A 21,148-nucleotide genomic window follows, 5' to 3' on the forward strand; every position below is an offset into this window, starting at 1 on the left:
GCGCACAGACGAACGGCGCCCGTCCGGGATGTGCCGGATCGGGCGCCGTGTGCGCGATGTGAAGGAAGCCTTGAAGGCGGTCAGTCGTTGGCGACCACGGGGTAGCGCGGCTCGTTCTCCGCCATCTGCTTCAGCGCGGCCTTACGCTCGCGCTTCGACAGACGGTCGATGTACAGGTAGCCGTACAGGTGGTCCGTCTCGTGCTGGAGGCAGCGCGCGAAGTAGCCCGTTCCGCGTACCCGGATCGGGTTGCCCTTCTCGTCCTGACCGGTCACCTCGGCGTAGTCGGGCCGGGCCAGGGACGCGTACGCGGTGGGCACCGACAGGCAGCCCTCGCTGCTGTCGTCCAGCCGGCGCCGCTCGGCGGGCAGTTCGACCAGCTTCGGGTTGCAGACCACGCCGACGTGGCGCACGCCCTCGTCGTCCGGGCAGTCGTACACGAAGACCTTCAGGTCGACACCGATCTGGTTGGCGGCGAGCCCCACGCCCTCGGCGGTGCGCTGGCTGGCGAACATGTCGGCGACGAGCTGCTGGAGCTCCTCGCCGAAGTCCGTGACGTCCTTGCACTCCTTGTGGAGCACCGGGTTGCCGACCACGGTGATCGGGCGCGAGGTGCCGCGCTCCCGCCACGCCGCCTCGCGCTCCTCGCAGTCCTCCGTGTCGATGACGTAGCCCTCGTCGTCGACGGGGAGCACGCCCGCGTGCTGCTGATCGGTGTCCTGCTGAGCCATGACCGACGTGTGCCTTCCTGAGAAACCGGAGGTGATGTGACAAGGGTAAGCGGCAGCGCCCCGTGAGGGGCGCGGGACGGTATCGATATGCGGCCCCGCCGCGTGGGCGCGATCGACCACAGCGAACCCGCACCCGGCGACGGTGCTAACAGACCTCTTCGAGATCCCGCCAGTCCCGAGAGTCCGGACTGTCGGCCACCCACCCGTCCAACAACCCCCGAACCAGAGAAGCCGGGGCAGCGATGCCGCACTCCCGCTCCGGCACCCACAACTGCCCGTCCGTCCGATGCCCCAGCGGCCCGGGATGCCCCGGCTCACTGTGATCGTGAGGATCGAGGTGCTCCCCGTCACCCTCGTCCGACGGCATCCGTGACTCCGAGCACATCCGGCACAGCAGCCGCACCGACGACGACCAGTCCTCCGCCGCGAACCCGGCGTCGGAGGCCAGCTGTTCCAGCGCGTCCCGGTCGGCCTCGGACGCGGCCTCCAGCAGCACCACCCAGGTCGGCACCGGCGAGGGCGCCCACAACTCGATCTCGTCGAACACCGGGTAGGTGTGCCCGGCGGCGGTGCTCCGCTCGCCGTGCGGCACCCCGTCGTGCAGCACGACCTCGCCCCAGCGGCGCCCGGAGGACGGCAGGGGGATGGACAGCACCTCGATGCGGGCGGGGTCCAGCCGCCTCCCCCACACCACTTCGGCCTCCCCCTCCGGGGACAGCCGTACGGCCGCGCTGCCCAGGTCCATGCCGAGGGGCTCGCCCGAGTCGGTCGCGGGGCCCGGCACCTTGAGCCCGTAGGCCTGCCAGGCGCGGCGGGCCAGTGGCCAGTCCTGGAGGGCGGTCGCGGCGATGCCCACGTTCCACCAGTCCGGGGCGCCGGTGTCGCGGTCGAGCAGGGCGACGGCGCGCAGTCCGGCCGCGCGCGCCTGCTCCCAGTCGTGCCGGAACTTGTGCAGCAGCGCCAGGTTGAACCAGGACTCCGACAGCCAGGGCTCCAGATCGGCGGCGCGGGTCAGCAGCGCGCCCGCGTCCTCGTACCGGCCGTCGCCGATGAGCGTGAACGCGCGGTCCGTGGCCTGCCGCCAGGAGGCGGAGGGCCGGTGACGTCCCTTGCCGAAGATCCTCACGATTCCCGCCTGCCAGTTCCGTTCGGTGGGCCGGCCACAGCGATCGGCACCCCCGGACACCCTCTCCTTCGCATCCAACCACGTACGGCCGCGAGGGCGCTCATTACCCATGGGTTACCCAGCTCGGCCGGGAACCAGACCGCCCGCTCCGCCCTCTCACCACGACCGGTCCACCTGCTCACGCGTCCCCTCCGTGTCCCGGGACAGAACTCTGGCCAGGGCCTCGACGACTTCCGGCGCGTACTCCCCGGCGGCCCCCAGCCGCAGTTCCTCCAGCGCGGTCAGCGGCCCCCCGGGCCCTCCTTCCCTGCACTTCTCGTCGTACGCGTTGACCACCCGGACGATCCGGGCGGCGAGCGGCTGCTCGGTGTGCGGGTCGGCCTGGCGTTCGACGATCCCGGCGACGCGGGGGTCCACGCCGGTCTGCCGGACCACGGCGCCGCCCAGGAGCGCGATCCTGCGCTGCTCGGCGGGCGGCAGCCCTGCCGTGGCGCCCTCGGGCACCGGGTCGACGAGGCTGAGCTGCCCGATGTCGTGCATCAGCGCCGCGTACTCCAGCACGGTCAGCTCCGGCTCGGTCAGCCCGAGGTCCCGGCCCACCGCCTGGCTGAGCGCGGCGACCCGGCGCGAGTGCCCGTGCGGGGTGTACCCGGCGATCTCGGTGGCCCGCGCGAGGGACGCGATGGTCTGCCGGTAGGTGGCGCGCACCGCCGTGAACCGCCGGTGGGACAACTGCGCGAGCAGCAGCGGCACGGAGAACACGGGCAGCGCCCACAGCCCCACGACCGCCGCGCCCAGCGCCATCACCGCACCGGTGGCGACGACGGCGGCGCCGATGCCGGGGACGGCCCGCAGCTCGTCGCGCAGCAGCGGCGGGAAGGGCCAGCCGGTGCGGGAGTGGGCCAGCGCGGCGGCGAGCACGGCGTCGCACAGCGCGGTCAGGGTCAGCAGGACCAGCAGCAGCAGCGCGTGTCCCGGCCCGCTCCAGTCGTCGAACGCGCCCCGGGCGTGCAGCGGGTGGAAACACACGGCGACGAAGCCGACGGTGAGCACCCTGCGGGTCACCGGGTCCAGGGACGGCCCGTCGCCGCGTCCGACGTGCGGGACGCTGCCGAGCAGCGACGCGGCGAGCACCACGGTGACGACCTGGGCGGCGCCGTGCTCGGCGGGCCGCCCTCCGACCTCGCCGAGCAGCGCGTACGCCAGTGAGCCGGCCGCGGCGAGCGGTGCGGGCTCCCGGATGCCCCGGCCGCCGCGCCGGGTCAGCTCGCCGACCGCGACGAGCGTGCCGAAGGCGAGGGCGGTGGAGCGGTCCTCGACGCCGTGGTACAGGGTCGTGCCCAGCGACCCGGCCGCGAGGACGGCGGCGCACAGGTGCACGACGGTGTGCAGCGGGACGGTGTGCGCGCGGGGCCTCACCGGCGCGCCCCGTGACGGCCGGTGACGGGTGCTGTCGGGCCGGGGACGGCCGTACGCCGGGGTTCGTCGGCGGTCACCGTGGGGTGCCAGCCGACGCGGCCGACCGCGCGGACGAGGGCCTTCACCATCCGCGGGTCGAAGTGTGTGCCCGCGCACCGCTCGAGCTCCTCCAGCGCCACGGGCACCGGTCGCGCCCTGCTGTAGCTGCGGGTGGAGGTCATCGCGTCGAAGGCGTCGGCGACCGCGACCACCCGCGCCGACTCCGGGATCTGACCGCCCGCCAGCCCGTAGGGGTATCCGGTGCCGTCGAGCCGCTCGTGGTGGTGCAGCACGGCCGCGCGGGCCTCGCCGAGGAAGGAGATGCCGCGCACCATCTCGTGCCCGTACTCGGGGTGCAGTTCGATGACCCGGCGCTCCTCGGGGGTGAGCGGGCCGTTCTTGGTGAGGACGCGGGTGGGCACGCCGAGCTTGCCGACGTCGTGCAGGATGCCCGCGAACCGCAGCATCTCGACCCGCTCGTCGTCCATGCCGAGTTCGCGGGCGATCAGCACGGAGGCGCGGCCGACGCGCTCGCTGTGGCCGCGCGTGTAGCCGTCCTTGATGTCGACGGCCTGCACCAGGGCACGGATGGTGGCCTGATGGGCGGCGCGCTCCCGGTGGTACTGGGCGAACGCCCACCAGGAGACGCCCATCGGCAGCAGCACCAGCAGCGCCGCGACCGGGCCGTAGGGGCTGCGCCACAGCAGGGCCATCATCAGTCCGGCGAGGCCGTGCACGGTGAGGGGCGCCAGGGAGCCGAGGAACAGCCGCCACCAGGCGGCCACGGGACGGGTGCGGGGCAGTCCGCCGGGGGCGGGCGCCAGGACGCCGCCGTCGAGCAGGGTGAGGACGAGGCAGAACGCGAGCACCGCGACGCCGGCCGTGGCGAGGGCGCCCGGCATGTCGCAGTTCGCCACCGCGTCCCGGCCGCCCGTCTTCAGATGGACCAGGCTCGCGGCCCACACGGCGACGACGAGCCGGCCCGTGCGCCACAGCCGGCGTGCGAGACGCGGGCCGTGCTCGACGGGGAGCAGCAGCGCCCCGGGCAGCGCGACGAGGGCGGCGGCGGTGGGCGGCAGCAGGAACGCCCCGGCGAGCAGCACGGGGTGGAAGGTGCCGCCGGGGTGGGGTCCTGCGGCGAGGCGGGACCGGGCGAGGCGCTCGCACCCCGCGTACAGGGCGGCGAGCAGGACGACCGGCCACCAGGGGACGCGCGGGTCGGGCAGGGAGGACAGCACCCCCGGCCGGGGGACGCCCGGCAGGGGGAGCAGACAGCACAGCCCGAGCAGGGTGACGCCGGTGAGATACACCCGGGCCCGCGCCGGTAACGCCTCCATGAGCCCCTCCCCCGACCGCGCCGCGCGCGGCTTCCGTCGCCCGTCGGCTTCTGGAGCCTAGGACGGGCGGAGGGGCCGCCGCGGGCGGACCGCCCGCCGATTAGCACAATCGGGTGACGCGGCCCGGGGGTTGGGACGGTGTCAGGACTCCTGCGGAGCGGCCGTGACGTCCTGCTCGGGAACGTTCTGGCCGGAGCGGATCAGCTCGATCCGGCCCATGACCTTCGACCTCAGGTCGCCCGGCACGTCGTCCTGTCCGCAGCACCGCTTGACGAGCTTCTTGACCGCCTGCTCCAGCCCGTACTTCTCCAGGCAGGGCGAGCACTCCTCGAAGTGGTGCTCGAACTTCTGGCAGTCGTCGTCCGGCATCTCACGGTCGAGGAACTCGTAGAGATGATCGAGGATTTCGCTGCAATCCGTCTCGTGCGGCTCTCCGCAGCTCATGACCCCGAGCCTTTCGCTTCGTTCGACTCTCCGGCACCGGCCGGGACCAGTCCGCGCTCGCGCGCGTAGTCCTCGAGCATGCCGCGCAGCTGGCGACGTCCCCGGTGAAGCCGGGACATCACCGTACCGATGGGTGTCCCCATGATGTCGGCGATCTCCTTGTAGGCAAAGCCCTCGACATCGGCGAGATAGACCGCGATGCGGAACTCCTCCGGGATCGCCTGCAGGGCTTCCTTCACGTCCGAGTCCGGCAGGTGGTCCAGCGCCTGCGACTCGGCGGAGCGCAGACCCGTGGACATGTGCGACTCGGCGCGAGCGAGCTGCCAGTCCTCGATCTCCTCGGCCGCGGAGCGCTGGGGTTCGCGCTGCTTCTTGCGGTACGAGTTGATGAAGGTGTTGGTGAGGATCCGGTACAGCCACGCCTTGAGGTTGGTGCCCTCGCGGAACTGGTGGAAGGACCCGTACGCCTTGGCGTAGGTCTCCTGCACCAGGTCCTCGGCGTCGGCCGGGTTGCGCGTCATGCGCAGCGCGGCCGAGTACATCTGGTCGAGGAACTCGAGCGCGTCCCGTTCGAAGCGCGCGCTGCGCTCCGCGGTCGACTCCGCGCGCGTGTCGCCCTGGCCCTCGGGCTGCTCCGCCTGGCCGTGTTCGGTCCCTGCGTCGGTACCGGGAACCGGACCCACCTCCTTGAAAGTCGTCGCGAGACCGAGACCGGCCTCACCCGAATCGGAGGATAGACGACGATCCGGTCCGCCCGCCGCCCGAACAGGGGCGGTCTTGGCCGCGTGCAGCACCGTCCAGTCGAGGCCGGCGCGGGCACTGCGGCTCGGGCAGAACGTGGAACCCATGCGGTGGACTTCCTCTCCTACGGCGACGGTGCCGTTCGACCGGCACGTACGCCCCCCTCAACAGCAGGGGCCCCGCCCGCATTCCCGGCGCCTCAGCCGAGGGCGGCCGTCCACCGCACGACCGCGTCCGTGATCACCCGGAGGGCCTCCTCCTGCGTGAGGTCCGCCCGCTTGGGCACGGCGAAGCCGTGATCGGCCCGCGGGACCTCCACCAGTTCGTGGTCGCCCTCGGGGAATTCGGCGGGCTTCCCGAAGGGGTCGTTGCCGCCCTGGACGACGAGGGTGGGGACGCCCGCGCCCAGCAGCTCCTCGGCGCGGGACTTCTCCGGCTTGCCGGGCGGGTGGAGCGGGAAGCTCAGCGCGAGCACGGCCCGGGCGCCCAGTTCCGTCGCGGTGCGGCAGGCGACGCGGGCGCCGGCGCTGCGCCCGCCGGAGATCACCGGCAGGCCGGGCTTCGTCAGGGTGGGCCAGACGCCGCGCCAGCCGGTGTCCAGGGTCTTCGGCGCGGGGGCGAGCTTCTTGCCGGCCACCCGCCAGGGCTGCTCGACGAGGGCGACGGTCACGCCGTGCGCGGGGAGGACTGCGGCGAGCGCGGCGAGGTCACGGGCCTCGATGCCGCCGCCCGCGCCGTGGCTCGCGGCGAGGACGAGGCGCGGCGTCGCGGCGTGGTGCCAGGTGACGCGGGCGTCGCCGGCGTCCGTGCCGACCGTCTCGGTGGTCACGTCGGACTTGCTGGTCACATCGGACTCGGGGGTCACGTCAGACTCGGGGGTCACGTCAGACTCGGGGGTCACGTCAGACTCGGGGCTCACGTCAGACTCGGGGCTCACGTCAGAAGAGTGTGCCCTCTTCCGGGGCGGCCAGCTCCTTCAGCAGCTCCGGGCCGTTGTTGCGGACGTTGCTGACGGCGGTGGCGACCGGGTAGGCGCGCATCAGACCGGGCGGCGGCGGGGCGAGCAGCCCGCGCAGGTCCTCGGGGTCGGTGCGGGACGGGTCCAGCCAGTCGTCCCAGCGGTCCGGGGTGAGCATCAGCGGCATCCGCGGGTGGATGTCGGCGAGGGAGTGAGGTCCCTCGGCGGGGGCCACGGCCAGCGGGCTCGTCTCCGCCTCGGTGGTGATCACGGAGCAGGTCACCCACCAGGCCCGGGGGTGGTCGTCGGGCAGGGTGCGGTCGCGCCAGAACTCGTACAGCCCGGCCATCGCGAAGACCGAGCCGTCGGCCGGGGTGACGAAGTAGGGCTGCTTGCGGGGGCGCTTCTTCTTGCCCTCGACCTCCAGGTCGCGCTCCTGCTTCCCGGTGACCCACTCGTAGTAGCCGTCGGCGGGGAGGATGCAGCGGCGGGAGGAGAAGGCGCGGCGGTACGACGGCTTCTCGTGGACGGTCTCCGCGCGCGCGTTGATCATCCGCGCGCCGCCCTCGGGGGTCTTGGACCAGGAGGGCACCAGGCCCCACTTGAGCGTGCGCAGCTGCCGAACCGGGCGGGGGTCGTCCGCGTCCTTCAGAGGACGGTCGAGGACGGCGTGGACCTCCTTGGTCGGCGCCACGTTGTAGTCGGGCTCCAGGGTCTCCTCGGGCTCCCACTTCTCGATCTCGAAGATCCCGGCGAGATCCTCGGGCCTCCGACTCGCTGCATACCGTCCGCACATACGTGCAACACTGCCAGACTCCGCACGCGCACAGGGAGCGATCCAACACACATGACGAGCATGGCCAGCACCGCGTCCGCGTCCCTCGCCTCCCTCTGGGACGAGGTCGCGGGCACCCAGCCCGACCCGGACCTGTGGGTGGTCGTCGCGACCCTGGTGGCGGCCCTCGCCGTGGTCGTGCCGCACGCGCCCTGGCGGATCGCCCGGAACGCGATCACGATCGCGCACGAGGGCGGGCACGGCCTGGTGGCGCTCCTCACCGGCCGCACCCTGACGGGCATACGCCTGCACTCCGACACCAGCGGCCTGACCGTCAGCCGGGGCAGGCCCACCGGCATCGGCATGATCCTCACGGCCGCCGCCGGCTACACCGCTCCCCCGCTGCTGGGCCTGGGCGGGGCCGCGCTGCTCGGCGCGGGACGCATCACGCTGCTGCTGTGGCTGGCCACCGCGCTGCTGCTGGCGGTGCTGGTGATGATCCGCAACGCCTACGGGGCGGTGTCCGTGCTGGTCACCGGGAGCACGTTCGTGCTGGTGTCCTGGCTGGCGGGGCCGCAGGTGCAGGCGGCGTTCGCGTACGCCGTGGTGTGGTTCCTGCTGCTGGGCGGGGTGCGCCCGGCGTTCGAGCTGCAGGCCAAGCGGCGGCGCGGCGGGGCGGGCGACTCGGACGCGGACCAGCTGTCCCGGCTGACGCACGTCCCGGCGGGGATGTGGCTGTTCCTGTTCCACGCGGTGTCGGTGTGCTCGCTGCTGGGCGGGGGGCGCTGGCTGCTGGGGCTGTGACCCCGCGGACCGACGGGCGACCGGGCGGTGTTCCGCCTGGCGGGCACGGAACGGCCGGGCTCCTCACCTCCTTATAAAGTGGCCTCATGGCCCCGAATCCCACGCACACCGCCCTCTGGCCCGCCCCGCACGCGAGCGGAGCCGTCGACGCGACGGTCCACGTGCCCGGGTCCAAGTCGGTCACCAACCGCGCCCTCGTCCTCGCCGCCCTCGCCTCCGAGCCGGGCTGGCTGCGCCGCCCCCTGCGCTCGCGCGACACGCTGCTGATGGCGGGCGGGCTGCGTGCCCTGGGCGTGGAGATCGAGGAGGGCGTCGGTCCCGACGGGACGGGCGAGGCGTGGCGTGTGGTCCCGGCCGGTCTGCACGGCCGGGCCACCGTGGACGTGGGCAACGCGGGCACGGTGATGCGCTTCCTGCCGCCGGTGGCCACCCTGGCGGACGGCCCGGTGCGCTTCGACGGCGACCCGCGGTCCTACGAGCGCCCCCTGAACGGCGTCATCGACGCGCTGCGCCGGCTGGGCGCGCGGATCGACGACGACGAGCGGGGCGCTCTGCCGATGACGGTGCACGGCGGGGGCGCGCTGGACGGCGGCACGGTCGAGGTGGACGCGTCCTCGTCGTCGCAGTTCGTCAGCGCCCTGCTGCTGTCGGCGCCGCGCTTCAACCAGGGCGTGGAGGTGCGGCACACCGGCGCGACGCTGCCGTCGATGCCGCACATCCGGATGACGGTCGACATGCTGCGCGCGGTCGGCGCCCAGGTCGACACCCCCGAGTCGGGCGGCGAGCCGAACGTCTGGCGGGTCACCCCGGGCGCCCTGCTCGGCCGGGACCTGACGATCGAGCCGGACCTGTCCAACGCGCAGCCGTTCCTCGCGGCGGCGCTGGTCACCGGCGGCAAGGTGGTCATCCCCGACTGGCCCGCGCGGACCACCCAGCCCGGCGACCGGCTGCGGGAGATCTTCACCGAGATGGGCGGCTCCTGCGAGCTGACCGAGTACGGACTGGTCTTCACCGGCTCCGGCGCGGTGCACGGCATCGACGTGGACCTCGGCGAGGTGGGCGAGCTGACCCCGGGCATCGCGGCGGTCGCGGCCCTCGCGGACTCCCCGTCGACCCTGCGGGGCGTGGCCCATCTGCGGCTGCACGAGACGGACCGGCTGGCGGCGCTCACCAAGGAGATCAACGAGCTGGGCGGCGACGTCACCGAGACGGCCGACGGTCTGCACATCCGCCCGCGCCGGCTGCACGGCGGGGTCTTCCACACCTACGAGGACCACCGCATGGCCACCGCCGGTGCGATCATCGGCCTGGCGGTCGAGGGCGTGCAGATCGAGAACGTGGCGACCACGGCGAAGACCCTGCCGGACTTCCCCGAGCTGTGGACCGGGATGCTCGGGGCGTAGGGGTTCACGATGCGCCGCTACGGCAAGCACACCGACGAGGACGACATCCGCTCGCGCCCCAACCGCAAGGGCAACCGGCCGCGCACCCACATCAGGCCCAAGCACGAGGACGCCGCCGAGGGCATGGTGCTCACGGTCGACCGGGGCCGGCTGACCTGCCTCGTCGAGGACCGCGTCGTCACCGCGATGAAGGCCCGCGAACTGGGCCGCAAGGCCGCCGTGGTGGGCGACCGGGTGGCCCTCGTCGGTGATCTGTCCGGCAAGAAGGACACCCTCGCCCGGATCGTGCGGATCGCGGAGCGCTCGTCGGTGCTGCGCCGCACCGCCGACGACGACGATCCCTACGAGCGGGTGGTCGTCGCCAACGCCGACCAGCTCGCCGTGGTCACCGCCCTCGCCGACCCCGAGCCCCGGCCGCGCCTGATCGACCGCTGCCTGGTCGCCGCCTACGACGGCGGCCTGGAGCCGCTGCTGGTGCTGACCAAGTCCGACCTGGCCCCGCCCGACAAGCTGCTGGAGCTCTACGGCGACCTGGACATCCCGTACGTCGTCACCAGCCGGGCGGAGCTGGAGAGCGGCGAGGCGGTGGAGCGGGTGCGCGAGCAGCTCGACGGCCGGATCACGGCGTTCGTGGGCCACTCGGGCGTCGGCAAGACGACCCTCGTCAACGCGTTGGTGCCGGAGGAGCGGCGCCGTGTCACCGGTCACGTCAACGCGGTGACCGGACGCGGCCGGCACACCACGACGTCCGCGCTGGCGCTGCCGCTCGCGGGCGCCGAGGGCTGGGTGATCGACACGCCGGGCGTGCGGTCGTTCGGTCTGGCGCACGTCGACCCGTCGCGGGTCATCCACGCCTTCCCCGACCTGGAGCCGGGCACGGAGGGCTGTCCGCGCGCGTGCAGTCACGACGAGCCGGACTGCGCGCTGGACGACTGGGTGGCGGAGGGTCACGCGGACCCTGCGCGGCTGTACTCGCTGCGTCGGCTGCTCGCCTCGCGGGAGCGGAGCGACGGGGACTGACCCGCGTCGTGTTTGCCCCGTGGTGTCGCCGGTAAGTGCATAATCGCACCGAGCCGGACACGAACCCAGACGAAGCGGTCACTGTACGCGGGGAATGCGGGAGGACACACATGGCGTGGCTGCTGGTCATCGTCGCCGGGTTGCTCGAGACCGGTTTCGCCGTGTGTCTGAAGCTGTCGCACGGGTTCACCCGGCTGTGGCCGACCATCGCCTTCTGCGCGTTCGCCCTGGGCAGCTTCGGACTGCTCACCCTGGCGCTGAAGAAGCTGGACGTGGGACCGGCGTACGCGGTGTGGACGGGCATCGGGGCGGCGGGGACGGCCATCTACGGGATGGTGTTCCTCGGGGACCTGGTGTCCACGCTGAAGATCGTCTCGATCACCCTGGTGATCGTCGGGGTGATCGGGCTGCAGCTCTCGGGGTCGGCGCACTGAGCCGTCCCCTTCATCAATGGAGACGTATTACCCCTTCATTGATCGAGACGTATTAAAGGGGACGCGCCCTATGGCACCGCCTGCCGGTGCAGCGCGCCCCGGACCAGCTCGGCCACGCCCTCGTCGGGCGGGGGCGCGACGACGCAGGACAGCGCGAGTCTGATCACCAGCTCGCAGGACCGGGCGAGGTCGGCGGCGTCGCCGCGCGCGTGCCCCGGACCGGCGAGCACGGCGACGGCCCGGTCCCGGACCAGGTGCACGAAGTCGGAGGGCGAGGGCAGCGGCCCGTCGGCGCGGCGCTGCGCGGGCACCGGGGAGCCGGAGGCCACAGCCGTGAGGGCGGGCATGGGCAGGCGCTCGTTCCAGCAGCCGGTGAGCATGGCCCGCACCAGGGCGTTCTCGCGGGCGCTCAGCGTGGTCCACTCGGCGGTGGCGGTGAGGCGGTCGCGGGGGTCGGCGTGCGCGGTGAGGGCGCGGTCGACGCCGGCCAGGTAGCCGTCGGCCTCCCTCCGGACCAGGGCCCGGGCGAGACCCTCCTTGCTGCCGAACTCGTTGTAGAGGGTCTGGCGGGAGACCCCGGCCGCGGCGGCGACGTCCACCATCCGCACCGCCGACCACGGACGGCGGGCGAGTGCGGTGTAAGCGGCGTCCAGCAGTGATTCCCGCGCTGCAGGCATCATCGCCTCCCTCGGGGCGAGCGGCCGAGACCCTGCGGTTCAGATTTGACGGGGTGTCGGGGACTGTCAAGGGGTCTCGGAACGGGCCCCCGGTGGCCCGGAACCGATCTCGGCCTATACCGTTCGTTGCATGCCCGACTACCTCGACGACCTGCGTCTCGCCCATGTCCTCGCGGACGCCGCCGACGCCGCGACCATGGACCGGTTCAAGGCTCTCGACCTGAAGGTGGAGACCAAACCCGACATGACGCCGGTGAGCGAGGCGGACAAGAACGCCGAGGAGCTGATCCGCGGCCACCTCCAGCGCGCCCGCCCGCGCGACGCCGTGCTGGGCGAGGAGTACGGCGTGGAGGGCACAGGACCGCGCCGCTGGGTGATCGACCCGATCGACGGCACCAAGAACTACGTGCGCGGCGTGCCCGTGTGGGCCACGCTGATCGCGCTGATGGAGGCGGGCGAGGGGGGCTTCCAGCCGGTCGTCGGCGTGGTGTCCGCGCCCGCCCTGGGCCGCCGCTGGTGGGCGGCGAAGGGCCACGGCGCCTACGCGGGGCGCAGCCTGTCCTCGGCGACCCGGCTCCAGGTCTCCCGCGTCTCGCGGATCTCCGACGCCTCCTTCGCGTACTCCTCGCTGACCGGCTGGGAGGAGCAGGGACGGCTGGACGGCTTCCTGGACCTGACCCGCGAGGTGTGGCGCACGCGCGCGTACGGCGACTTCTGGCCGTACATGATGGTCGCCGAGGGCTCGGTGGACATCTGCGCGGAGCCGGAGCTGTCGCTGTGGGACATGGCGGCCACGGCGATCGTGGTGACGGAGGCCGGCGGCACCTTCACCGGCCTCGACGGCCGCCCGGGCCCGCACAGCGGCAACGCCGCCGCCTCCAACGGCCTGCTCCACGACGAGCTGCTGGGGTATCTCAACCAGCGGTACTGATCCGGACGCGAGGGCGCCGCACGCCCCCGGGCGGCCGCGTGCGCCCTCTTGTTGACCCCCGCTTTGCCTGCCACTCTGAGAGTTCCCCCACTTGTGAACTTGTGAAAGCGCGAACGAGCGGGTCCCCGGGCCCGTGAGCTCGCGTTTTCCGGTAGGAGGTGGCTCCATCCATGCTCGTCCGTGACGCCATGAGCACCGTGGTCCTCACCATCGGCCCCGCCCACACGCTCCGCCAGGCCGCCGCCCTGATGTCCGCGCGCCGGGTGGGCGCGGCCGTGGTCCTCGACCCCGACGGCACCGGGATCGGCATCCTCACCGAACGGGACGTCCTCAACTCCGTGGGTCTGGGCCAGGACCCGGACGCGGAGCGCGCCCACGCCCACACCACCACCGACGTCGTCTTCGCCGCCCCCTCCTGGACCCTGGAGGAGGCCGCGTCCGCCATGGCCCACGGCGGCTTCCGGCATCTGATCGTCCTCGACCGGGGCGAGCCCGCGGGCATCGTCTCGGTCCGCGACATCATCCGCTGCTGGGCGCCGGCCCGGCAGCGGGCCCCGCAGGTGCCCGCCTGACGGACACCAACTGACGGACACCGCCTGACGGACACGAGAAACGGGCCGGAGCCCCGGGAGGGGATCCGGCCCGTCGATCGGCAAGCGGTCCAGCGCTGGAATCAGCCGCGCAGGGCCTGCACCGCGGCCTCCAGCCGCTTGCCGAAGTCCTCGTCGGCCTGGCGGAAGTTGTTGATCGCGCGCTCGGCGATGTCGTCGCGCGTCACACCCGAGATGGCGTTCGCCAGGTTCTTCACCAGGCGCTCCTTCTCGTCCTCCGACATCAGCCGGTAGAGGTTGCCCGCCTGGACGAAGTCGTTGTCCTCGGCGTGGACGGGCGTGACCGACTCGCCGGTGACCCCGGTGACCGGGACGCCCTGCCACAGCGGACGGTCCGTCTGGAAGGGGCCGCCGAAGCTGTTCGGCTCGTAGTTCTTCGCGCCCTTGTGGCGGCCGTCGTACAGGTAGCCGTCACGGGAGTGGGTGCGCGCCTCGGTGGCGTGCGGGCGGTTCACCGGCAGGTGGTCGGCGTTGATGCCGACGCGGTAGCGGTGGGCGTCGCCGTACGCGAAGAGACGGCCCTGGAGCATCTTGTCCGGGGAGGGACCGATGCCCGGCACGAAGTGGGCGGGGCTGAAGATCGACTGCTCGACCTCGGCGAAGATGTTCTCCGGGTTGCGGTTGAGCTCCAGCTTGCCGAACTCGATCAGCGGGTAGTCCGCGTGCGGCCAGACCTTGGTCAGGTCGAACGGGTTGAAGCGGTAGGTGGCCGCCTCGGCCGCCGGCATGATCTGGACGTACACGGTCCAGGACGGGTACTCGCCGCGCTCGATGGCCTCACGCAGATCACGCTGGTGCGAGTCGGGGTCCTTGCCCGCGAGGACCTCGGCCTCCTCGGCGGTCAGGTTCTTGATGCCCTGGTCCGTCTTGAAGTGGTACTTGACCCAGAAGACCTCGCCGGCCTCGTTGTTCCACTGGTAGGTGTGGGAGCCGAAGCCGTCCATGTGGCGGTAGGACGCCGGGATGCCGCGGTCGCCGAACAGCCAGGTCACCTGGTGGGTCGACTCGGGCGACAGGCCCCAGAAGTCGAAGACGTTGTCCGCCTCCTGCGAGCCGGTGTACGGGTCGCGCTTCTGGGTGTGGATGAAGTCGGGGAACTTGATCGCGTCCCGGATGAAGAACACCGGGGTGTTGTTGCCGACGAGGTCGTAGTTTCCCTCCTCGGTGTAGAACTTCACCGCGAAACCGCGCGGGTCGCGCACCGCGTCCGCCGCGCCCAGGTTGCCCGCCACGGTCGAGAAGCGCAGGAAGACCTCGGTCTCCTTGCCCACCTCGGACAGGAACTTCGCCCGGGTGTACTTCGTGACGTCGGCGGTCACCTTGAAGGTGCCGTACGCACCGGCGCCGCGGGCGTGCACCACGCGCTCCGGGATGCGCTCACGGTTGAAGTGGGCGAGCTTCTCGAGCAGGAGCTGGTCCTGGACGAGGACCGGGCCGCCGACGCCCGCGGTCTCGCTGTTCTGGTTGTCGGCGACCGGAGCTCCGGCCTCCGTCGTAAGCGGTCCCTGCGTCACGTGCGCCTCCTGCGTCAGTACTGCAACTTGTGCCTTGGCTAAAGCCTGGCTCGATCCTACAATGGACATTGTCTAAGTCAAGTAAAGCTCCAAAGTCACACCCGTTCGGGATTCGACTCCCCCCTGCTGTTAGGCTGGTGCCTATGAGTGACCTTCTGGAACGACTTCGCGGACGCGGTTGGCGGATGACCGCGCAGCGCCGTGTGGTGGCCGAGGTCCTCGACGGCGAACACGTCCACCTGACGGCCGACGAGGTGCACGCCAGAGCTGTCGCCAAGCTGCCCGAGATCTCCCGGGCGACCGTCTACAACACCCTGGGCGAGCTGGTCTCGCTCGGCGAGGTGCTGGAGGTCGCGACGGACCAGCGGGCCAAGCGCTACGACCCGAACGCGCACCGTCCGCACCACCACCTGGTGTGCGCGCGGTGCGGGGCGATCCGCGACGTCCACCCGACCGGCAACCCGCTGGCCGACCTGCCCGACACGGAGCGGTTCGGTTTCACGGTGTCCGACGTCGAGGTGACGTACCGCGGCCTGTGCCCCAACTGCGCGTCGGCCTGACCGGCACTAGGGCTTCGACGAAGCCCCGGCCACCTACGGGTGCCCGGGGCTCTTCGTCATGCCTGGACACGGAACGCGTCCGCACAGGAAAACGCCGAGGGCCGAAACCCTTTCGGATTCCGGCCCTCGGCCATCAGTAGCGGGGACAGGATTTGAACCTGCGACCTCTGGGTTATGAGCCCAGCGAGCTACCGAGCTGCTCCACCCCGCGGCGATGTCTTAAAGCTACGTCAAGGTGCCCGACAGAAGCAAATCGATTCCGGGGACCCTCGAGGAGGGCCCGCGGAACAGCGCCCCATAGGGGCACGGGGAACTGCGCGAAGGGGGCCCAGGGGCGAAGCCCCCGAACCACCCCGACCCCCGCACGCCCGCACAGACTCACGCGGACAGCTCTTCACGGAGCGCGTCCCGCAACCGCGTAGCCCTCTCCGTAACCGCCGGAGGCCCCAGCTCCGCCGCCCGGTCGGCCCACCGCTGCCCCTCCGCCAGCTCACCCCGCCGCGCGTACACCAGCGCCAGCCGCAACGCCGCACGCCCGTGCCCCGCGTCCGCCGCCCGCGTCCACCACACCGCCGCCTCCGGCTCGCTCCCCTCCCGCGCCAGCAGCAGCCCCAGGTTGAACGCCCCGTTGCGCGACCCGGCCTCCGCGGCCTCCCGATACCACCGGGCCGCCTCGACGACGTCGCCCCGCGCCGCGGCCAGCATGCCGACCCGCACCTGGGCGCGCCGGTGTCCCTGGGACGCGGCCCGCTCGTACCACTCCTCGCACTCGCTGCGCCGGTGCACCGGCTCCCCCAGCTCGTGCGCGGGCTCCGGCGGCCTGCGGGCGTCCAGCACGGTCGCCAGCCGGTACGCGGCCTCGGCGCTGCCGCCGCCCGCCGCGCACCGCAGGAACCGCTCGGCCTCGCCCTCCTCGCCGTCCCGCAGCCGCGCCATGCCGACCTGGAGCGCCGCCTCGGTGTGCCCGGCGGCCGCCGCCCGCTCGTACCAGCCCAGCGCGGCCCGGTCCTCGCCCCGGCCGGCGTGCAGGATGCCGAGGTTGAACGCGGCGTCGACGCTGCCGGCCTCCGCTGCCTTGGAGAACCACGGCTCCGCGCCGGTCTCGTCGCCCGCCCGCAGCAACAGGATCGCCAGCGCGTTCGCCGCCTCGCGGTGTCCGGCGTAGGCGGCGCGGCGGTACCACTGCTCGGCCTGGGTGGTGCGCCCCTGGTCGGCGCAGAGCAGACCGAGGTTGTACGCGCCGTTGATGTCGCCGGCGTCCATGGCGGCCCGGTACCAGCGCTCGGCGGTCTGCGTCTCGCCCCGCTCGGCGTGCAGCGCGCCCAGCGCGTTGGCGGCGTTGCCGTCGCCGTCCTGGGCGGCGCGCAGCCACCACACGGCGGCGTTCTCGGTGTCACCGGCGTCGCGCAGCAGGAAGCCCAGCGCGCACGCGGCGCGCGGCTCGCCGTCCTTGGCGGAGGTCAGGTACCAGCGCCCGGCCTCCTTCAGCTCGCCGCGCTTCTCCAGGATCGTGCCCAGGTGGAGGGCGGCCCGGCGGTGTCCGCGCGCGGCGGACTGCCGGTACCACTGCTCGGCCTCCTCGACCAGCGCCGTGCCCTCGTCTCCGGAGGCGCGGGCGGCCTTGCGGTCCAGGGCGCGGGCGAGCCGGTAGGCGCCCTCGCGGTGCCCGCGCTCCGCGGCGGCCCGCATCCAGCGCTCGGCGCCCTCCGTGTCCCCCCGGTGCTCCAGGAGGTCGGCGAGGGCGTAGGCGCCGAGGGTGTGGCCCTGCTCGGCGGACTGGCGCAGCCAGTACTCGGCGGCGGGTTCGTCGCCGCGCTCGCGGTGGTGGCGGCCGAGCGCGTGGGCGGCGGCCGTGGAACCGGCGACGGCGGCGATCCGCCACCAGCCTGCGGCCTCGTCCGGGTAGCCCCGCTGGTGCAGCAGGACGCCCAGGTTGTTGGCGGCGGCGCGGTCGCCCGCGGCGGTGGCGGCACGGAGATGGGGTTCGGCACCGTCGAGATCACCGCGGCGCAGCAGCATGGCGCCGAGGACGCTCATCGCCTCGACGTCGCCGGCCTCTGCGGCGAGCCGGCGGCGCAGCTCCTCCGCCGCCTCGTCGGCCGCCTCCCCAGCGTCGTGGGGATGCTCCTCCCGGGGGGAGGACTGCACAAAACGCCCTGACTCGAACAGAGTTGCCTTGTCCCCCATAACATCCATCGTCGCACCACCTGCAACCTGGGTACACCTGGTATACCGCAGTCAGTGAGGTCACTACAGCGTTTTGTCGACATGCCCACAGAGAGACAAGTCAAACACAGATCGCCCAACTCCCGTCGGCGGCAGGGCCGTCAAGAAGCCGGGCACATGCGTTCGCCCACCACGAAGGCCCGGATTCCCTTGGGAATCCGGGCCTTCGGTGTCGCTGTCGCGACGTCAGTAGCGGGGACAGGATTTGAACCTGCGACCTCTGGGTTATGAGCCCAGCGAGCTACCGAGCTGCTCCACCCCGCGCCGTTGTGTGGCAACCGTAGCACGGCGCGGGGTGGGCCTGTGACCAGGCCTTCGGATCAGCTGTTCGAGCCTGGGCTCGCGCTCGGTGCCGCGCGCGGGCTGCTCCGCGCGCCGCCGGCTCCGCCGGCCTGCGCCTCCTCGGCCTTGCGCAGCGCCTCCTCGAGGTCCTTCTGCGCCCGGCCGTAGGCCTCCCAGTCGTTGTTCTTCAGGGCTTCCTGGCCGGCCTCGAAGGCCTTCTGCGCGTCCTCCAGGGCCTCCTGGACCGTCGAGGGCTGCTCCGTGCTCGGCGGGGGCGTGGTGCCCTCGTCCTCCTCGGTGCCGTCGTCGGCCGGCGGTTCGACCGGTGTGCCCTCGCCGCCGAAGACCTTGTCGAGCGCCTGCTCCAGCGTGTCCTCGAACGCCGTCTGGCCTCCGTAGGTCACCAACACCTTGCGCAGCAGCGGGTACTTGAGTCCACCACCGCGTACGTAGACCGGCTCGACGTAGAGCAGTCCGCCGTCCAGCGGGACGGTCAGCAGGTTGCCGTACTCGACCTCGGAGTCGCCGCCTCGCAGCAGCCTGATCGTCTCGGCGATGTCCTGCTGGGAGTTGAACTGGCTCTGCACCTGCTTGGGTCCGGAGACCGTGGTGCTGGTCGGCAGTTTCAGGATTCTGATCTTGCCGTAGTCCTGGGTGCCCGGATCGGCGTTGACCGCCATGAACGCGCTCAGGTTGTCACGGCCGTTCGGTGTGAACGTCGTGGTGAGCGAGAAGACCTGCTCGTTCTGGTCGGGCATCTTCATGCTCAGGTAGTACGGCGGGACCGCGTCGCCCGTCTTGTTCGTCGGGTCGTCCGGCACCTGCCAGACCTCGCTGCCGGAGAGGAACGTGTTGGCGTCCTTCACGTGGTAGCGGGTGAGCAGTTCGCGCTGGACCTTGAACAGGTCCTGCGGGTACCGCAGATGGGCCATCAGGTCCTGGGAGATCTCGCTCCGCGGCTGCACGGTGTCCGGGAACGCCTTCATCCACGTCTTCAGGACGGGGTCCTGGGTGTCCCACTGGTAGAGCTTGACCTCGCCGCTGTACGCGTCGACGGTCGCCTTCACCGAGTTGCGGATGTAGTTGACCTGGTTCTGCTGGGCCACCACCGCGCGCTGGTCGTTGGTGGCGGTCAGCGAGTCGGCCGTGGTGTCGCCGAGCGTCGTGCGGGACGCGTACGGGTAGCCGTTGGTGGTCGTGTAGGCGTCGACGATCCACTGGATCCGGCCGCCGACGACCGCCGGGTAGGCGTCGCCGTCGATGGTCAGCCAGGGCGCGATCGCCTCGACGCGCTCCTTGGGCGTGCGGTTGTACAGGATCCGCGAACCCTCTCCGATGGCGCCGGAGTAGAGGATCTGCGGCTCGCCGAACGCGACCGCGTAGGCGGCCCGGTTCACCGGGTTCTCGAGGTTGACGCCGCTGTCGCCCTTGTAGCTGTACGTCTTCTCGCCGCTGTCGTCGGAGTAGTCGATCTCCTTCTGGGGACCGCCGACGATGGAGTACGTGGTCGTCCGCTCGCCGTAGTAGACGCGCTGCTCGTACGTGCCGAGGTCGCCCTTGGAGGGCAGGTCGGACTCGGTGAACGCGGGGCGTCCGCCGGAGTCGGCGGTGGTGCCCTCGGCGGCGACGACGCCGTAGCCGTGGGTGTAGCGGAAGTGGTCGTTGATCCAGTTCCGCTTGGGGATGCCCGCGTAGTTCAGCTCGCGCAGGCCGATGACGGTGTCCTGCTCCTTGCCGTCCTTGGCGTAGCGGTCGACGTCCAGGTTGGTCGGGAACGCGTAGTAGTTCCTGATCTGCTGGAGCTGCTGGAACGTCGGCGAGACGATGTTCGGGTCCATGATGCGGATGCTGGCCGCGTCCGTGACGTCGTCCCGCAGCTTCGCCTGGTCCTTGGTCTCGGCGATGCCCGGGTACTCGGTGACCTGGGAGTCGTCGATGCCGTAGGCCTCACGCGTGGCCGCGAGGTTCTTCTCGACGTACGGCGCTTCCTTGGCCTGCTCGTTGGGCTGGACCTGGAACTTCTGCACGATCGCCGGGTACAGGCCGCCGATGAGGATCGCCGACAGCACCATCAGGCCGAAGCCGATGACCGGCAGCTGCCAGGTGCGCCGCCACAGGGTGGCGAAGAACAGCAGCGCGCAGATCACGGCGATGCAGAACAGGATGGTCTTCGCGGGCAGATAGGCGTTCGCGTCGACGTAGCGCAGACCCGTCCAGCTGTCCGTGGCCTTGAAGTCGCTGGACTTCACGGCCAGTCCGTACCGGTCGAGCCAGTACGCGACCGCCTTCAGCGCGACGAAGATGCCGAGCAGCACCGACAGGTGCCCGGTGGCGGCGGCCGTGGCGCGCGCGCCCGGGCTGGTGATGCGCAGCCCGCCGTACAGGTAGTGCGTGAGCGCGGCGGCGATCAGGCCCAGGATGGCGGCGGCGAAGCCGAAGCCCAGCAGGAACCGGTACCAGGGCAGGTCGAAGGCGTAGAAGGAGACGTCGAGGTTGAACTGCGGGTCCTTCTCCCCGAAGGACACGCCGTTGACCCACATCAGCCACGTACGCCACTGGCTGGAGGCCGAGGCGCCCGCGATCAGGCCGACCAGCGCGGTGATGCCGAGCAGCAGCCACTTCTTGTAGGGCGCGATCCCCATCCGGTACCGGTCGAGGTTCTGCTGCTCCATCGACATGGCGCTCAGCGGGGGCCGCAGGCGGTGCGCCAGCCAGATGTTGAAGCCGACCGAGACCGCCATGAGCAGGCCGAAGACGAAGAACAGCCCGATCTTGGTCGACAGGGTCGTCGTGAACACCGACGAGTAGTCCACCGACCGGTACCACAGCCAGTCGGTCCAGAACCCCGCGAACATGGTGAACACCATGCCGAGGACGGCAAGGACGCCCAGTGTCATGAGCAGGGTCCGGACCCGTCGGGACGGCCGGCCCACTCTGATCCGTGGCCCCGTCGGGCCTCCGCCGCGGTCCGGCATCTGGAAAGCCAAGGTAGGCACCTCGAAGTTCGCTGTTGATTCGTCGAGCCCGCGTCTTCACGGACCGTCGTGGTCCCCCGTGATCGCGGGCCCACACCCTATGCAACTTACTCACGCTTTACTCGGTTCCCGATTCCGGCC

At 71.9% G+C, this 21,148-nt stretch carries 19 protein-coding genes and 2 tRNA genes; 7 read left to right on the forward strand and 14 right to left on the reverse strand.

Annotation, left to right across the window (positions count from 1 at the left end; translation table 11 throughout):
• Positions 1-80 precede the first annotated feature (80 nt).
• The 8 genes from def to ACQY0Z_RS01125 all read right to left on the reverse strand — a co-directional run bounded on the left by def (position 81) and on the right by ACQY0Z_RS01125 (position 7,591).
• Complete coding sequence (def, locus tag ACQY0Z_RS01090; RefSeq protein WP_189901064.1) at positions 81-731, reverse strand: peptide deformylase; 651 nt, start codon at positions 729-731, stop codon at positions 81-83.
• Between the two features lie 145 nt (positions 732-876).
• Positions 877-1,857, reverse strand: coding sequence for a tetratricopeptide repeat protein (locus ACQY0Z_RS01095; RefSeq protein ID WP_019522890.1), 981 nt, complete (start codon positions 1,855-1,857; stop codon positions 877-879).
• 156 nt (positions 1,858-2,013) lie between these two features.
• Positions 2,014-3,276: an HD-GYP domain-containing protein gene (locus ACQY0Z_RS01100; protein ID WP_189901063.1), complete on the reverse strand. Its 1,263-nt coding sequence runs from the start codon at positions 3,274-3,276 to the stop codon at positions 2,014-2,016.
• Complete coding sequence (locus ACQY0Z_RS01105) at positions 3,273-4,652, reverse strand: HD-GYP domain-containing protein (RefSeq protein ID WP_254585415.1); 1,380 nt, start codon at positions 4,650-4,652, stop codon at positions 3,273-3,275. The genes ACQY0Z_RS01100 and ACQY0Z_RS01105 overlap by 4 nt, the downstream gene beginning before the upstream one ends.
• Positions 4,653-4,793: 141 nt before the next feature.
• On the reverse strand, positions 4,794-5,096 hold the full coding sequence (gene rsrA / locus ACQY0Z_RS01110) for a mycothiol system anti-sigma-R factor (RefSeq protein WP_189901059.1): 303 nt from the start codon (positions 5,094-5,096) through the stop codon (positions 4,794-4,796).
• Positions 5,093-5,779: an RNA polymerase sigma factor SigR gene (gene sigR, locus ACQY0Z_RS01115; protein WP_033272060.1), complete on the reverse strand. Its 687-nt coding sequence runs from the start codon at positions 5,777-5,779 to the stop codon at positions 5,093-5,095. The genes rsrA and sigR overlap by 4 nt, the downstream gene beginning before the upstream one ends.
• 257 nt (positions 5,780-6,036) lie before the next feature.
• Positions 6,037-6,666, reverse strand: coding sequence for an alpha/beta hydrolase family protein (locus ACQY0Z_RS01120; protein ID WP_381731058.1), 630 nt, complete (start codon positions 6,664-6,666; stop codon positions 6,037-6,039).
• A 109-nt stretch (positions 6,667-6,775) separates the two neighbouring features.
• Positions 6,776-7,591 carry an SOS response-associated peptidase gene (locus ACQY0Z_RS01125; RefSeq protein WP_189901057.1) on the reverse strand — a complete coding sequence of 272 codons (816 nt, stop codon included), beginning with the start codon at positions 7,589-7,591 and terminating at the stop codon, positions 6,776-6,778.
• A 60-nt stretch (positions 7,592-7,651) separates the two neighbouring features.
• Here ACQY0Z_RS01125 and ACQY0Z_RS01130 point away from each other — a divergent pair, with 60 nt between their 5' ends.
• The 4 genes from ACQY0Z_RS01130 to ACQY0Z_RS01145 all read left to right on the forward strand — a co-directional run bounded on the left by ACQY0Z_RS01130 (position 7,652) and on the right by ACQY0Z_RS01145 (position 11,231).
• Entirely contained in the window at positions 7,652-8,374 is a 723-nt protein-coding gene (locus ACQY0Z_RS01130; protein ID WP_189901055.1) for a M50 family metallopeptidase, read from the forward strand.
• An 86-nt stretch (positions 8,375-8,460) separates the two neighbouring features.
• Complete coding sequence (gene aroA / locus ACQY0Z_RS01135) at positions 8,461-9,777, forward strand: 3-phosphoshikimate 1-carboxyvinyltransferase (RefSeq protein ID WP_254585412.1); 1,317 nt, start codon at positions 8,461-8,463, stop codon at positions 9,775-9,777.
• A 9-nt stretch (positions 9,778-9,786) separates the two neighbouring features.
• Positions 9,787-10,797: a ribosome small subunit-dependent GTPase A gene (gene rsgA / locus ACQY0Z_RS01140; RefSeq protein ID WP_189901051.1), complete on the forward strand. Its 1,011-nt coding sequence runs from the start codon at positions 9,787-9,789 to the stop codon at positions 10,795-10,797.
• Positions 10,798-10,907: 110 nt separating this feature from the next.
• Complete coding sequence (locus ACQY0Z_RS01145; protein WP_189901049.1) at positions 10,908-11,231, forward strand: DMT family transporter; 324 nt, start codon at positions 10,908-10,910, stop codon at positions 11,229-11,231.
• Positions 11,232-11,299: 68 nt separating this feature from the next.
• Here the strand turns inward: ACQY0Z_RS01145 and ACQY0Z_RS01150 are convergent, their stop codons facing one another.
• Entirely contained in the window at positions 11,300-11,911 is a 612-nt protein-coding gene (locus ACQY0Z_RS01150) for a TetR family transcriptional regulator (RefSeq protein WP_189901047.1), read from the reverse strand.
• 127 nt (positions 11,912-12,038) lie between these two features.
• Here ACQY0Z_RS01150 and hisN point away from each other — a divergent pair, with 127 nt between their 5' ends.
• Together hisN and ACQY0Z_RS01160 are read left to right on the forward strand one after the other, a co-directional pair.
• On the forward strand, positions 12,039-12,839 hold the full coding sequence (gene hisN, locus ACQY0Z_RS01155; RefSeq protein ID WP_019522878.1) for a histidinol-phosphatase: 801 nt from the start codon (positions 12,039-12,041) through the stop codon (positions 12,837-12,839).
• A 170-nt stretch (positions 12,840-13,009) separates the two neighbouring features.
• On the forward strand, positions 13,010-13,411 hold the full coding sequence (locus ACQY0Z_RS01160; RefSeq protein WP_189901043.1) for a CBS domain-containing protein: 402 nt from the start codon (positions 13,010-13,012) through the stop codon (positions 13,409-13,411).
• Positions 13,412-13,512: 101 nt separating this feature from the next.
• On the opposite strand, the gene ACQY0Z_RS01165 is transcribed toward ACQY0Z_RS01160, so the two are convergent.
• Positions 13,513-14,964, reverse strand: a complete 1,452-nt coding sequence (locus tag ACQY0Z_RS01165; protein ID WP_254585410.1) for a catalase — start codon at positions 14,962-14,964, stop codon at positions 13,513-13,515.
• Positions 14,965-15,107: 143 nt separating this feature from the next.
• Between ACQY0Z_RS01165 and ACQY0Z_RS01170 the strand changes: the two genes are divergently transcribed.
• Complete coding sequence (locus ACQY0Z_RS01170) at positions 15,108-15,524, forward strand: transcriptional repressor (RefSeq protein ID WP_189901040.1); 417 nt, start codon at positions 15,108-15,110, stop codon at positions 15,522-15,524.
• A 137-nt stretch (positions 15,525-15,661) separates the two neighbouring features.
• Here ACQY0Z_RS01170 and ACQY0Z_RS01175 read toward each other — a convergent pair.
• The 4 genes from ACQY0Z_RS01175 to ACQY0Z_RS01190 form a co-directional block, all read right to left on the reverse strand.
• Positions 15,662-15,735, reverse strand: a tRNA-Met gene (locus ACQY0Z_RS01175).
• 167 nt (positions 15,736-15,902) lie between these two features.
• Complete coding sequence (locus tag ACQY0Z_RS01180; protein WP_189901038.1) at positions 15,903-17,720, reverse strand: tetratricopeptide repeat protein; 1,818 nt, start codon at positions 17,718-17,720, stop codon at positions 15,903-15,905.
• A 220-nt stretch (positions 17,721-17,940) separates the two neighbouring features.
• Positions 17,941-18,014: transfer RNA gene (locus ACQY0Z_RS01185), tRNA-Met, on the reverse strand.
• Between the two features lie 56 nt (positions 18,015-18,070).
• Positions 18,071-21,007, reverse strand: coding sequence for a UPF0182 family membrane protein (locus ACQY0Z_RS01190; protein ID WP_347226559.1), 2,937 nt, complete (start codon positions 21,005-21,007; stop codon positions 18,071-18,073).
• Positions 21,008-21,148 lie beyond the last annotated feature (141 nt).

The organism is Streptomyces sp. P9-2 (assembly GCF_051903975.1).
GTDB lineage: Bacteria > Actinomycetota > Actinomycetes > Streptomycetales > Streptomycetaceae > Streptomyces > Streptomyces cellulosae.

What these genes read in the sequence shown, in the direction of transcription:
- def (WP_189901064.1), bottom strand. Translation starts at nt 731, where the DNA reads ATGGCTCAGCAGGACACCGATCAGCAGCACGCGGGCGTGCTCCCCGTC.
- ACQY0Z_RS01105 (WP_254585415.1), bottom strand. Translation starts at nt 4,652, where the DNA reads ATGGAGGCGTTACCGGCGCGGGCCCGGGTGTATCTCACCGGCGTCACC.
- rsrA (WP_189901059.1), bottom strand. Translation starts at nt 5,096, where the DNA reads ATGAGCTGCGGAGAGCCGCACGAGACGGATTGCAGCGAAATCCTCGAT.
- ACQY0Z_RS01125 (WP_189901057.1), bottom strand. Translation starts at nt 7,591, where the DNA reads ATGTGCGGACGGTATGCAGCGAGTCGGAGGCCCGAGGATCTCGCCGGG.
- ACQY0Z_RS01130 (WP_189901055.1), top strand. Translation starts at nt 7,652, where the DNA reads ATGGCCAGCACCGCGTCCGCGTCCCTCGCCTCCCTCTGGGACGAGGTC.
- aroA (WP_254585412.1), top strand. Translation starts at nt 8,461, where the DNA reads ATGGCCCCGAATCCCACGCACACCGCCCTCTGGCCCGCCCCGCACGCG.
- rsgA (WP_189901051.1), top strand. Translation starts at nt 9,787, where the DNA reads ATGCGCCGCTACGGCAAGCACACCGACGAGGACGACATCCGCTCGCGC.
- ACQY0Z_RS01145 (WP_189901049.1), top strand. Translation starts at nt 10,908, where the DNA reads ATGGCGTGGCTGCTGGTCATCGTCGCCGGGTTGCTCGAGACCGGTTTC.
- ACQY0Z_RS01150 (WP_189901047.1), bottom strand. Translation starts at nt 11,911, where the DNA reads ATGATGCCTGCAGCGCGGGAATCACTGCTGGACGCCGCTTACACCGCA.
- hisN (WP_019522878.1), top strand. Translation starts at nt 12,039, where the DNA reads ATGCCCGACTACCTCGACGACCTGCGTCTCGCCCATGTCCTCGCGGAC.
- ACQY0Z_RS01160 (WP_189901043.1), top strand. Translation starts at nt 13,010, where the DNA reads ATGCTCGTCCGTGACGCCATGAGCACCGTGGTCCTCACCATCGGCCCC.
- ACQY0Z_RS01170 (WP_189901040.1), top strand. Translation starts at nt 15,108, where the DNA reads ATGAGTGACCTTCTGGAACGACTTCGCGGACGCGGTTGGCGGATGACC.
- ACQY0Z_RS01180 (WP_189901038.1), bottom strand. Translation starts at nt 17,720, where the DNA reads ATGGATGTTATGGGGGACAAGGCAACTCTGTTCGAGTCAGGGCGTTTT.
- ACQY0Z_RS01190 (WP_347226559.1), bottom strand. Translation starts at nt 21,007, where the DNA reads ATGCCGGACCGCGGCGGAGGCCCGACGGGGCCACGGATCAGAGTGGGC.